The following is an 11729-nucleotide window of genomic DNA, read 5'->3' as shown; positions in this document are numbered from 1 at the left end:
GACCCTCAGGGATACATCCTGACTTTGGTCCACGGCGAATCGACCGTCTCGCGACGGAACTCGATCCGGTCGTGCAGGCGGAACTTGCGGTCGTGCCAGAACTCGATCGAGGTGGGACGAATACGGAAGCCGGACCAGTAGGTCGGCCGCGGCACGTCGCCGAAGGCGTAGCGGGCGGTGTATTCGGCGACCGCCTTTTCGAGTGCGAACCGGCTTTCCAGCGGACGGGACTGCTTCGACGCCCAAGCGCCGATGCGGCTGCCGAGCGGACGGGAACGGTAATAGGTGTCCGCCTCCTCGTCGGAGACGACCTCGACTTCGCCGCGCAGGCGCACCTGCCGGCGCAAGGACTTCCAGTGGAAGCACATGGCCGCTTTTTTCTGGCCGAGGATCTCGCGTCCCTTCTGGCTCTCGAAGTTGGTGTAGAAGACGAAACCGCGGGTATCGAACTCTTTCAACAGAACCATGCGGACGTTCGGAAGGCCGTTCTCGTCGACGGTCGCGACCGCTACAGCGTTGGGATCATTGACCTCCGAGGCCTCCGCGTCCTTCAGCCATGCCCCGAAAAGGGTGAAAGGTTCGTTCTCTTCGGTAAAGTCACCGCTTGTTAACTTCGATTCAGACATATTAAGTCGAATGCTCCTGAAGTTCATCACCAATGCCCAGGTTTCCAGCGCTGGACAGGACGCCCATTGAGAGACATAGCAAAGTCAGAGACAGGCACAAAGGGCAGGATGCCCGGCTTCGGCAGGATTATCGCCGTCGCCCTTCTCGTACTTCCGCTGACCGGCTGCTTGGCCGGCGGACTCGACCTGTTCGGGGATGACAAGGTCGATCGCTCGATCGCCACCGGCACGGTCGCCGGCAACCAGGCGAACGGCGGCTCGGATGAAATGACGGTGCAGAACGCCGTCTCCTCGGCGGACCTCTCCAAGCTCGGCTCCGATCCGCTGCCATGGGCGAACGCCTCGACCGGCAGTGCGGGCGTCGTCACCACGATTCGCGAACAGAAGCAGGGCGGCTTCGTCTGCCGTGACTTCTCGACCACCCGCCACTCCTACGAGGGCATCGCCTATTTCAGCGGCAAGACCTGTGCGGTCGGCCCCGGCTGGCGGCTCATGAGTTTCGACAGGCAGTCCTGAGGCGGCCACACCTTTCGCCAGACCGAACTCGCGATCGCCTGCCCGCGCCCGAATCACCGCGGCGCCCTCGTTCTTCCCCCGTAACTTCTGATTAGCAACTTTTTGCGATGATCAGGCCGTCTGTGCGCGCGACGGAGGTCGTCCGCACCGAACGTTCAACGGCCGGCCCTCCTCCTGCGGAGGGTGCCACGACCATTCATCGGGGACCTGGATGCGCGACTTCTATTCAGTGCTGGGCGTGCGGCGGAATGCAGGAGCCGATGAGATAAAGTCAGCCTGGCGCAACAAGGCGAAATCCGTCCATCCCGACCATAACCAGGACGATCCCGAGGCGAGCCATCGCTTCGCCGAGATCGGCCGGGCCTACGAGATCCTCAAGGATCCCGAAAAGCGCAATCGATACGACCGGCAACGCGAGAGGGCGGAGAACCGCATGCGCGAACAAACGATCCTGCAGCAGCGCCAGGCCGCTCGCGAGGCGGCGGAACGCGCGAAGGAAGCGAAGGAGAATGCCGAGCGCATTCTCGCCGAACTCCAGCGCGCCGAAGCCGAGAGGGCGAAGGCCGAGAGACAGTCGCAGGCGGCACAGGGACAGGCCCAGCCCCAACCGCAAGCCCAGCCACAACCGCAGGCAAAGGCAAAGCCTGCCGGCAAGACCGGTTCGGAAAGCCCGGAAGACGTCGTCGCCCGCATCTTCGGCGACAGCCCGGAGGCGACAGCCGCCGCCGAGAGCCTGCGGCGGGAAGACCAGACAACCAAGCCCGAGGAAGAGAACGGCGGCACCTTCGGCCCCGCATCGCTCCGGCCGATCGAACTCATCACGGCGCTGGTGCGACGCCTTCGCGGCGGGCAGCCGGCGCCCGAAACGGCGCCCGACATGCTGGCCGACGCGCAGGTCTCGATCGTGGACCTCTTCAACCGTTCCCCGGTGACGGTCACGCTTCCCGACGGACGCGACGTTCGCGTCAACCTCGATGACGGATTGAAGGACGGAGACATCATTCGCCTGAAAGGTCAGGGCCTCAAGATCCAGGGTATGCAGCGCGGCGATGTCGCCGTGACGATCCGGGTGCAGAAGACAGAGAAATTCCGCACCGAAGGTTATGACATCCACACGGTGTTGCCAATCACGCTGGAGGATGCCGTTCTCGGTTGCGAGACCAGCGTCGAAACGCCGACCGGATCCGTCCAGGTCACCATCCCGCCGTGGTCCGGTTCCGATCAGGTCATCCGCATCGACGAACTCGGCCTGGTCGATACCGAGGGAAAACGCGGGGTGCTCGCCGTAGAGCTTCGCGTGCTGCTCTGGGAGAAGCCGGACGACAAGGTGACCGACCTCATGCGGCTGATGCGCCACGGGCTCGTCTTGTGAAGTATTTGTGACATTCACACCCTTTGTTACGCAGCCTAACAGTAGATGATCCCGGTCAATCTTGAACCGGGATGCGGGCTATGCCATAGGCAGTTTCAACCGAAAGTCTCAGGGAAACAAAACATGGTTCAAGGTTCCGGCCTCATGGCAGGCAAGCGCGGCGTAATCATGGGCGTCGCAAACAACCGTTCCATCGCATGGGGTATCGCCAAGGCCTGCCGTGACGCGGGCGCGGACATCGCATTGACGTGGCAGGGCGATGCCCTGCGCAAGCGCGTCGAACCCCTCGCCCAGGAACTGGATGCCTTCATGGCCGGCGACTGCGACGTCACCGATCTCGAAAGCATCGATGCCGTCTTCAACAATCTCGAAGAAAAGTGGGGCAAGATCGACTTCGTCGTTCATGCGATCGCCTTTTCCGACAAGGATGAACTGACGGGCCGTTACATCGAGACGACGCGCGACAACTTCACCCGCACGATGGATATCTCCGTCTATTCGTTCACGGCGGTCGCGGCACGTGCCGAGCGGATCATGAACGACGGCGGCTCGCTGCTGACGCTCACCTATTACGGCGCCGAGAAGGTCATGCCGCACTACAACGTCATGGGCGTCGCCAAGGCCGCGCTCGAGGCGAGCGTGCGTTACCTCGCCGTCGACATGGGCGGCCGCGGCATCCGCGTCAACGCGATCTCTGCCGGTCCGATCAAGACGCTTGCCGCTTCGGGCATTGGCGACTTCCGCTATATCCTCAAGTGGAACGAGTACAATTCGCCGCTGAAGCGCAACGTCTCGACCGACGAAGTCGGCAGGTCGGGCATGTACCTGCTTTCCGATCTCTCGACCGGCGTCAGCGGCGAAGTCCACCACGTCGACTGCGGGTATCACACGGTCGGAATGAAGGCGGTCGACGCCCCGGACATCTCCGTATCCAAGGAATAATCTTCCGCTTCTGGAGTGGTCTGCCGTGCTCATCTACATGATCCGCCACGGTCAGACCGACTGGAACGCGGAAGGAAGGCTGCAGGGGCAGCAGGACGTGCCCCTCAACGCCCTCGGTCGCAGCCAGGCGAGCCGCAACGGCGAGCGGCTTGCTGCCGAACTCGGCGACGAGGCCGGGAACTATGACTACGTCGCCTCCCCGCTCGGCCGTACCCGCGAGACAATGGAGCGGGTGCGCGCGGCCATGGGTCTCGATCCCACGGCCTACCGGACGGAAACGCGGCTGATGGAACTCTCCTTCGGAGACTGGCAGGGCTTCACGCTCGCCGAACTGCGCCGGCAGGCTCCCGAACGCGTCGAAGCGCGCAGGCGGGAGAAATGGGACTTCATCCCGCCCGGCGAGGCCGCCGAAAGCTATGAAATCCTCTCCTGGCGCGTCGGCGCATGGCTCACCTCCGTCGACCGCCCGACGGTCTGCGTCAGCCACGGCGGCGTTGTGCGCAGCGTCTTCCGGCTCGTCGGCAAATGGTCGCGGGATGCCGCCTGCAACATGAACGTTCCCCAGGACCGTATCCTGAAGATCGACCGCGACGGCGGGACCGTCGCCTGGCTGTAGATCCGGTCGAAGAGAGTTATTCGCCGACCACCTGGAGATCGTCGACGATGCGCTTGCCGTCGACCTCGGTGAAGAACACGATCACCTTGACGCCGCTTTCCAGGCCTTCGAAATTGAATTCCTGCGGCAGGAGATAAGTCTTCCCGTCGTCCAGCGTCATCGTGAGCTGATCGGCGTTGAGAGAACGGATCGTCGCCTCGACGTCATTGCTGCCCGCGAACGCGCTCAGCGGGGACAAGAAGCTCGCGGTGCCGAGCAGAACTGCCATGACGAAACGCATCCGGAAAACCTTTGCCACTACTAGTGCATTAAAAACATTGAACAAAGTAAGCCTCCCGAATGTGGCAGAAGTTGCCCGCAAAAATGACATTTCCGTGCGATTGTTGGCACGGGAACCGGGCTGCGATCAAGCACCCGTGAAGACGGCGGGTGAAAGGGCAACAGTTTTCGCCCGTCGCATCGTCGGAAACGCTCCCCTTCCGACCATTTCCGATCGACCATTTCTGGGCATGAAATCCTAAATTAACCCGCGCACGCGTAGTATTTCCGCCGCTGCCCGCCATTCCGGAACATACGGGTCACAACCGAACACATCGGGAAGATCATTGTGGCCCGCGTTCGGGCGAAAGGAACCTCTACACTTGGACATGCCGAGCCGTACATCCAGATGGCGCAGGGGTCGGGCGCGGAACAACGGCGGATTGCTGCTCGGCTCCAGCATGCTGGCCGGCGTCGTCGTCGCAGCAGGCGTTCTCGCCGACCACCGCTACACCGAGACGCACAGGACGGCGCTCGTGCAACGCGTGCGCGACGGAATGCAGGTCGTCCGCTTCGCGCTCGAGACCGGAATCGCCGCCGATTTCGCCACCGTCCGTCACCTCGCCGCGGAAGCCGACATCAATTCCGATCGCGCCCAGTTGCGTCGCGCCGCTGCGATCCTCGGCTACGGCAAGGACCATATCCGCTCGTTTGAATACAAGGCCGGCCCGGCCGCCGCTGCCGAGACACTCTATTCCCTCGCGAATGCGCCGGCGAGCACGGCGGTCTCCCCGTCGGCGGTCCCGCAAGGAGGACAGATGCTCCGGCTCGGAGACGATGCCTTCCGGTTCTCCGTCCCCCTCGATGTGGCGGGCGCGGATGGCGAGGGCTTCGTTTCCATGACCATCAATGCCCGCGGACTCCTGCAGGCGAGCGGTCTGCTGCGGCCGGACGACGGAATGCCGGCGGCGGGACCTCTCCCGCTTTCAGACCTGCAATGGTCGATCAGGCATATCGCACCGGACGCGGCACCCCTCGACATCGGGCCACGCTTCGCGACCGGCGCGGCGCCGGCGACCCTGCGGCTGGACGTGCCCGGCGGCGCTTTCGAAATCCTGGCAGCGCCACAGGGCGGCTGGGATACGCCTCCGGAGAACCGCATCGCAATCCGCCTGGCGATCTTCCTCGCCGGCGCGGCGATCATGATTCCGGCCGCCGTCACTGGCGTCCTGTTCCGCGACCGCAACCGCTATATCGCCGAGCTCAAGCAGCGCGAGAAGAAGCTGCGCGAGCTGTCCCAACGCCTGAATCTGGCGATGGACTCGGCCGACATCGGCATCTGGGAGGTGAGGCTGGACGGTCATGTGCTTCTTTGGGACGACCGGAGCGCGGCCCTCCACGGACGCGCGCCCAGTTTCGCCGACGACGAGGACCGGAGTTCCGACTGGACGGCATCAATCCACCCCGACGACCGCGAAAGGGTCGAGGCGGAAGCCTTCGCCTACAGCTGCATTGCCGCCACGGACACCACGGACCTCCACTATCGGGTCGTGCTGCCTGACGGCACCGTGCGCCACCTTCGGTCGGTCGGCGCCCATTCCGTCGGAGAGGAAGGCGAGAGCCGGCTGACGGGCGTCGTTCTCGACGTCACCGCGGACGCAGCGATGACGCAGACGCTGCGCGATGCCAAGCAGACGAGCGACATCAAGAATGCCGAACTCGAGCTGGCGCTCGATGAACTGTCGAGCCGCGAGCAGGAACTCGCCGAGCTCTCGCACCGGTTCGACCTTGCGCTCGCCTCCTACAATTGCGGCATCTGGGAAGCCGATCCCGTATCCGGGACGGCACAGTGGGACGAGCGGATGCACCAGCTCTACGGCCTTCCCTACAGCCCGCGTCGGTTTGACCAGCAGGACTGGCTCTCCTGCCTACACCCCGACTGCCGCGAGCGAGTGCTCAAAGCCACGAACAGCGCGCTCGAAACCGGAACGACGATCAACACGCAGCAGCAGATCGTGCTACCGGACGGCGAGCCGCGCTACGTCCGCTCGGTCGGCCAGGTGCATGTCGGCAGGGACGGCAAGGAAAAGATCATCGGCATCGCCTTCGACGTCACCGCGGATGCTCTTCTCGCCGAGGAGCTGCGGGCGGCGAAGGCCGAGGCCGACGCGCGCAACATCGAACTCGAACTGGCCAAGAACCGGATCGAGTTCAACGCCCTGCACGATCCGCTGACGGCGCTCGCCAACCGCCGCAAGCTCGACGACGAACTCGACGAGCTCGTCCGCAGCGGCTCCGGGCCGGGCACGCGGTTTGCGATCCTGCATCTCGACCTCGACCGCTTCAAGGAGATCAACGACACGCTCGGCCACGCCGCGGGCGATGCGGTTCTGACCCATGCCGCCGACATCCTGTCGCGGACCGTCGGGGCCGGCGACCTGGTGGCGCGCATCGGCGGCGACGAATTCGTGATCCTGATTACCCGTCCGGTGACGACGGAGGAGCTTTCGATGCTCAGCGAGCGGATCATCAGGGAGATGCGCCGGCCCGTCGATTTCGACGGATTCTCCTGCCGCTGCGGCGTGTCGATCGGCATCGCCCAGTCGCAAGGGGCCGGCTCCGATCCGCGCAAGGTGCTGATCAACGCCGACATCGCCCTCTACCAGGCGAAGGAGAAGGGGCGGAACGGCTACGAATTCTTCTCTCAGGCGCTGCAGGCCAACATCGTCACCCGCAAGAGGCTCGCCGACGACATCCTTGCAGGGCTGGAACGCGACGAGTTCACCGTCTGGTACCAGCCACAATTCGACGCGACGACGATGCGGCTCACCGGGGCGGAAGCGCTGGTGCGCTGGAACCATCCCGACCAGGGCATCCTCGCCTCGGGGCGCTTCCTGCGGCTCGCCGAGGAGCTCAACGTCATGGCGCGCATCGACCAGCTGGTGCTGGAGACGGCGCTGCGCGACAAGATGCGCTGGATGGCCGAGGGTATCGACCTGCCGCGGATGTCGGTCAACGTCTCCTCTCGGCGGCTGCACGACCCGGCACTGGTGGACCAGCTTCGCGGCCTCAGCATCCGCCCGGGCGAGGTGGCCTTCGAGCTCGTGGAATCGATCTTCCTCGACGACAGCGACGATCCGGCGAGCGCCAACCTCGCCGACATCAAGGCGCTCGGCATCGACATCGAGATCGACGACTTCGGCACCGGCCACACCTCGATCGTCAGCCTGTTGCGTCTCAAGCCCAAGCGGCTGAAGATCGACCGCCAGCTGGTCATGCCGATCCTCAATTCGCCGCAGGAGCGCGCACTGGTGCGCTCGATCGTCGAAATCGCCCGCTCGCTCGGCATCGAGACGATCGCCGAAGGGGTGGAAACGCCGGCGCATGCCGAACTCCTCCGAACACTCGGATGCGACGAATTGCAGGGATATGCCTTCGCAAAGCCCCTTCCCTTCGCGGAGTTTGCCCGCTTCGCCGCCCGCCGCGCAGGCGCGGCGGTCGCGCGGCAGGCGTGACGCCGACTGCCGTCCGCCGGCTCCGGCGACAGGAAAAAGCCTTTCCCCCGAGGGTGGTTTTCCACTATGTGTGTGCCCGATACGAGAAGGCGGCCCGGCCGCCCAAGTTCCGGACCTTTGAGACATGTCGCACAACACCTTCGGTCACCTGTTCCGCGTCACCACCTGGGGCGAAAGCCACGGGCCGGCACTCGGCGCCGTCGTCGACGGCTGCCCGCCCGGCCTGCGCTTCCGCCAGGAGGATCTGCAGACATGGCTCGACAAGCGCAAGCCCGGCCAGTCGCGCTTCGTCACCCAGCGACGGGAGGACGATCTCGTCAAGGTGCTCTCCGGCGTCATGCCGCAGGAGGACGGCTCCTTCGTCACCACCGGCACGCCGATCTCGCTTCTGATCGAGAACACCGACCAGCGTTCGAAGGACTACGGCGAGATCGCCCGGCAATATCGTCCGGGGCACGCCGACTACACCTATGACGTCAAATACGGCATCCGCGACTATCGCGGCGGCGGACGCTCCTCCGCCCGCGAGACGGCCGCCCGGGTCGCCGCCGGCGGCATCGCCCGCCTCGTCATCCCCGGCGTCACCATCCGCGGCGCGCTGGTGCAGATCGGCAAACACAGGATCAACCGGGCCAACTGGGACTGGGCGCAGGTCGGCGAAAACCCGTTCTTCGCGCCCGATCCCGAGATCGTGCCGGTCTGGGAAGAGTATCTCGACGGCATCCGCAAGGCCGGCTCCTCGGTCGGCGCGGTGATCGAGATCGTCGCCGAGGGTGTTCCGGCCGGACTCGGCGCGCCGATCTACGGCAAGCTCGACCAGGACATCGCGAGCGGACTGATGTCGATCAACGCGGTCAAGGGTGTGGAGATCGGCAACGGCTTCGGTGCCGCCGAGATCACCGGCGAGGAAAACGCCGACGAGATGCGCATGGGCAATGACGGCAAGCCACTCTTCCTGTCGAACCACGCAGGCGGCATTCTCGGCGGCATTTCGACCGGCGAGCCGGTGGTCGCGCGCTTCGCCATCAAACCGACCTCCTCGATCCTGACCGAGCGCAAGTCCATCGACGCCGACGGCAACAATGTCGACGTGCGCACCAAGGGCCGCCACGACCCCTGCGTCGGCATCCGGGCGGTTCCCGTCGGCGAGGCGATGCTGGCATGCATCATCGCCGATCATTATCTAAGAGATCGCGGCCAGACCGGCCGGCTGAAGTGAGGATTTCCCATGAGCTATGACCAGAGCCGCGTCGTCGACGCCATCCGCGCCTTCGAGGCCGGTGAAATCGTCGTGGTCACCGATGACGACGACCGCGAGAACGAAGGCGACCTGATCGTCGCGGCCGTCCACTGCACCGCCGAGAAGATGGCCTTCATCGTCCGCCACACCTCGGGGATCGTATGCGCGCCCATGCCGAAGGAGGAGGCCAAACGCCTCAACCTCAACGCCATGGTCGCGGAAAACGACAGTGCCCACACCACGGCATTCACCGTGACCGTCGACTTCAAGCACGGCACGACCACGGGGATTTCCGCCGACGACCGCACGCTGACGGTGCGCAACCTCGCCAACCCGAATGTCGGCCCGGCCGATTTCGTCCGCCCCGGCCACATCTTCCCGCTGGTTGCCCGCGAGGGCGGCGTGCTGATGCGCTCGGGCCATACGGAGGCCGCCGTCGACCTCTGCAAGCTCGCAGGGCTGCCGCCGGTCGGCGTGATCGGCGAACTGGTCAACGACAACGGCACCGTCAAGCACGGGCCGGAGGTCTTCGCCTTTGCCGAGGAGCACGGGCTGAAGCGCGTCTCGGTCGCCGACCTCATCGCCTATCGCCAGCGCAAGGAGACGCTGATCGAGCTCGCCTCGAGCTTCAGCATCGAGACGCCCTACGGCCCGGCAAAGGCGTACGCCTATTCGCTGCCCTGGGACCCGATGCAGCATCTCGCCGTCGTCTTCGGCGACATCCGCGACGGCGTCGACATTCCGGTGCGCCTGCATCTCGAACATGTCGGCAAGGACGTCTTCGGCAAGGAGCGCCAGATCGACGAGATCATGAAGAAGATCGCCGAGAAGGGCCGCGGCGTCATCGTCTACCTGCGCGAAGGCTCCGTCGGCGTCGGCGTCTCGACCACCGCACGCGCCGGCCACCACGAGCGCGAAGCACACGAACAGGCGCAGGCCCGCGAAAGCGAATGGCTGGAAATCGGCCTCGGCGCGCAAATCCTCAAAGACCTCGGCGTCACCTCGATCCGCCTCTTTGCCTCACGCGAACGGCACTATGTCGGGCTCGAAGGGTTCGGCATCCGGATCAGCGGCACGGAGATTGTGTGAGGGGGACGGGGCGCTCGCGGAATCGCAGCTGACTTGCACTGGTGGCGCCGGAGGGAGCGCCCACCATCGCTCAAACCCCTTAGAAGCCGGGTTTTCAGGGATGGTTAGGGGGACACGATGTCTCCCTTTCGCGCCCTTGCGTCTCACAGAATGAGATAACTTGCAATCGCTTCATGTCACGATCCATGTTGCCCATGGCGTGTATTGCTCATTCTCTTGTGACAGGCTTACGTCGATCCAGTTGTGAATAGCGGTATTCATTCGTTTGACGAAGAGGCACAAGAGGTAGCACTCATGTTAGAGATGAGGCGCGCTACTTCCGCGTGTTTTTCTATAGCGGCACGTTAAGCAGACAAGTGTGTGGCAAGAGGAGCATTTATGTTGTTTGAAGCTGATCCTGATTTCATCGCGGTTCTCGACGACAAGACATTGGTAAAGCTCCTGAAACGCCTCGTATTGTCTGAGAGCCGCCTTGCTGGGGTACCACTACGCGGAGCGGCTGTGCCCTTGCAAATCACCATAGCTGACGGCGGGGAAGATGGTCGTGTTGAGTGGAGCGGTGGACAATCATCTACTGCGTATCTGCCAAGTCGCTTTACTGCGTTTCAGTCGAAGGCTCAAAATCTGACAGAGAGCCGTGTACGTGATGAGGTTCTGAAGGTGGCAAAGGGGAAGCCACCAGAGCTAAGCCCGGTCATCCGTGAGGTTCTTTCAAGCAAAGCGGCCTATGTCATATTTTGCCGCGAACGAATGGTCACAGCGAAACGGAAAAAACTTGTAAAAGCTATTGGCTCTGCAATTACCGCAGGCGGCGGTGACCCAGACGAAGCTGCCGCAATCGACGTTTATGACGCCAACCTCATAGCTGATTGGGTCAACACCCATCCTGCTGTTGCCCTGTGGCTGGCCTCACAACGCATGGGGCGCAACCTTGCTGGATTTCAAACCCACGAGACGTGGGGACAGGTACCCGATTTTCAATCACCCTGGAAATCCAATGATGAGCCAAGATTTGCGCCCGCAAACCGCGTTGTACCAGTAGAGGTGCGGGCAGATCCAAAACGTAGCGCGTGGACCTACGAGCAAGCTGCTGATGAGATCCTGCAATTTATCTCTTCTGAGAAAGCAATTGTTCGGATGTTTGGGCCATCTGGATATGGAAAGTCGCGTTTTGTCTATGAAGTGCTTGGGCGCACGAGCAGCCTCGCTGACGAAATCGATCGAAGCTCGGTCATATACACTGAAGGCTCAATTTCCGGTGAGGAAAGCGTAAAGCTCGCATTGGAACTTGCCACTACTGGATTTCCAGCAATTCTAGTAGTCGATGAGTGTACAGATGATCTGCACAATAAACTGGCGAGCATTGCAGCTAGAAACAGTTCGCGGCTACGTCTCGTGACGCTCGACATCGAAACTAAGGTTCTTCAGGCAAATAACACACTTTCTATCCGTGTTGAGAAGTCAGACGACAAACTGATTATTGAGATTGCAAAAGGCATAGCACCTAGCCTTGTGTAGTGGCCCCCTAAATCCCCGGACACGATCTCCCACTTGT

General features: G+C 63.1%; 11 protein-coding genes. 9 read left to right on the top strand and 2 right to left on the bottom strand.

Features of this window, described 5'->3' with window-relative positions:
- Positions 1-5: 5 nt before the first annotated feature.
- Positions 6-653 (bottom strand): pyridoxamine 5'-phosphate oxidase, encoded by a 648-nt coding sequence (gene pdxH, locus ACM6UT_RS18830; protein ID WP_416798886.1) that lies wholly within the window; start codon positions 651-653, stop codon positions 6-8.
- Between the two features lie 81 nt (positions 654-734).
- Here pdxH and ACM6UT_RS18825 point away from each other — a divergent pair, with 81 nt between their 5' ends.
- From ACM6UT_RS18825 to ACM6UT_RS18810, 4 genes are all read left to right on the top strand, one after another.
- Complete coding sequence (locus ACM6UT_RS18825; RefSeq protein ID WP_416798885.1) at positions 735-1142, top strand: RT0821/Lpp0805 family surface protein; 408 nt, start codon at positions 735-737, stop codon at positions 1140-1142.
- Between the two features lie 211 nt (positions 1143-1353).
- A complete protein-coding gene (locus tag ACM6UT_RS18820) occupies positions 1354-2514 on the top strand; it encodes a DnaJ C-terminal domain-containing protein (RefSeq protein WP_416798884.1) in 1161 nt (386 codons plus the stop codon).
- A 123-nt stretch (positions 2515-2637) separates the two neighbouring features.
- On the top strand, positions 2638-3456 hold the full coding sequence (gene fabI, locus ACM6UT_RS18815; protein ID WP_416798882.1) for an enoyl-ACP reductase FabI: 819 nt from the start codon (positions 2638-2640) through the stop codon (positions 3454-3456).
- Between the two features lie 25 nt (positions 3457-3481).
- On the top strand, positions 3482-4072 hold the full coding sequence (locus ACM6UT_RS18810) for a histidine phosphatase family protein (RefSeq protein WP_416798881.1): 591 nt from the start codon (positions 3482-3484) through the stop codon (positions 4070-4072).
- 16 nt (positions 4073-4088) lie between these two features.
- Here ACM6UT_RS18810 and ACM6UT_RS18805 read toward each other — a convergent pair whose 3' ends face one another.
- A complete protein-coding gene (locus ACM6UT_RS18805; protein WP_416798880.1) occupies positions 4089-4352 on the bottom strand; it encodes a DUF1344 domain-containing protein in 264 nt (87 codons plus the stop codon).
- Here ACM6UT_RS18805 and ACM6UT_RS18800 point away from each other — a divergent pair.
- The 5 genes from ACM6UT_RS18800 to ACM6UT_RS18780 all read left to right on the top strand — a co-directional run bounded on the left by ACM6UT_RS18800 (position 4339) and on the right by ACM6UT_RS18780 (position 11692).
- Complete coding sequence (locus ACM6UT_RS18800) at positions 4339-4593, top strand: hypothetical protein (protein WP_416798879.1); 255 nt, start codon at positions 4339-4341, stop codon at positions 4591-4593. The genes ACM6UT_RS18805 and ACM6UT_RS18800 overlap by 14 nt on opposite strands.
- 126 nt (positions 4594-4719) lie before the next feature.
- The gene (locus tag ACM6UT_RS18795) at positions 4720-7845 is read left to right on the top strand and encodes a sensor domain-containing protein (RefSeq protein ID WP_416798989.1); all 3126 of its coding nucleotides are present in this window, start codon (positions 4720-4722) and stop codon (positions 7843-7845) included.
- A gap of 124 nt (positions 7846-7969) precedes the next feature.
- Positions 7970-9064: a chorismate synthase gene (gene aroC, locus ACM6UT_RS18790; RefSeq protein ID WP_416798878.1), complete on the top strand. Its 1095-nt coding sequence runs from the start codon at positions 7970-7972 to the stop codon at positions 9062-9064.
- 9 nt (positions 9065-9073) lie between these two features.
- Complete coding sequence (gene ribB / locus ACM6UT_RS18785; protein ID WP_416798877.1) at positions 9074-10174, top strand: 3,4-dihydroxy-2-butanone-4-phosphate synthase; 1101 nt, start codon at positions 9074-9076, stop codon at positions 10172-10174.
- 378 nt (positions 10175-10552) lie between these two features.
- The gene (locus ACM6UT_RS18780; protein ID WP_416798876.1) at positions 10553-11692 is read left to right on the top strand and encodes a hypothetical protein; all 1140 of its coding nucleotides are present in this window, start codon (positions 10553-10555) and stop codon (positions 11690-11692) included.
- The last annotated feature ends 37 nt before the right edge of the window (positions 11693-11729 follow it).

Origin of the sequence: Ciceribacter azotifigens, assembly GCF_048159625.1 — a bacterium.
GTDB classification, from domain to species: Bacteria; Pseudomonadota; Alphaproteobacteria; order Rhizobiales; family Rhizobiaceae; genus Allorhizobium; species Allorhizobium azotifigens.
The sequence above is the reverse complement of the archived record's forward strand: the minus strand, read 5'-3'. Positions and strand labels throughout refer to the sequence as shown.

Excerpts from the sequence above, each read along its gene's own strand:
- pdxH (WP_416798886.1), bottom strand. The coding sequence starts at position 653 with ATGAACTTCAGGAGCATTCGACTTAATATGTCTGAATCGAAGTTAACA.
- ACM6UT_RS18825 (WP_416798885.1), top strand. The coding sequence starts at position 735 with ATGCCCGGCTTCGGCAGGATTATCGCCGTCGCCCTTCTCGTACTTCCG.
- ACM6UT_RS18820 (WP_416798884.1), top strand. The coding sequence starts at position 1,354 with ATGCGCGACTTCTATTCAGTGCTGGGCGTGCGGCGGAATGCAGGAGCC.
- fabI (WP_416798882.1), top strand. The coding sequence starts at position 2,638 with ATGGTTCAAGGTTCCGGCCTCATGGCAGGCAAGCGCGGCGTAATCATG.
- ACM6UT_RS18800 (WP_416798879.1), top strand. The coding sequence starts at position 4,339 with ATGACGAAACGCATCCGGAAAACCTTTGCCACTACTAGTGCATTAAAA.
- ACM6UT_RS18805 (WP_416798880.1), bottom strand. The coding sequence starts at position 4,352 with ATGCGTTTCGTCATGGCAGTTCTGCTCGGCACCGCGAGCTTCTTGTCC.
- ACM6UT_RS18795 (WP_416798989.1), top strand. The coding sequence starts at position 4,720 with ATGCCGAGCCGTACATCCAGATGGCGCAGGGGTCGGGCGCGGAACAAC.
- aroC (WP_416798878.1), top strand. The coding sequence starts at position 7,970 with ATGTCGCACAACACCTTCGGTCACCTGTTCCGCGTCACCACCTGGGGC.
- ribB (WP_416798877.1), top strand. The coding sequence starts at position 9,074 with ATGAGCTATGACCAGAGCCGCGTCGTCGACGCCATCCGCGCCTTCGAG.
- ACM6UT_RS18780 (WP_416798876.1), top strand. The coding sequence starts at position 10,553 with ATGTTGTTTGAAGCTGATCCTGATTTCATCGCGGTTCTCGACGACAAG.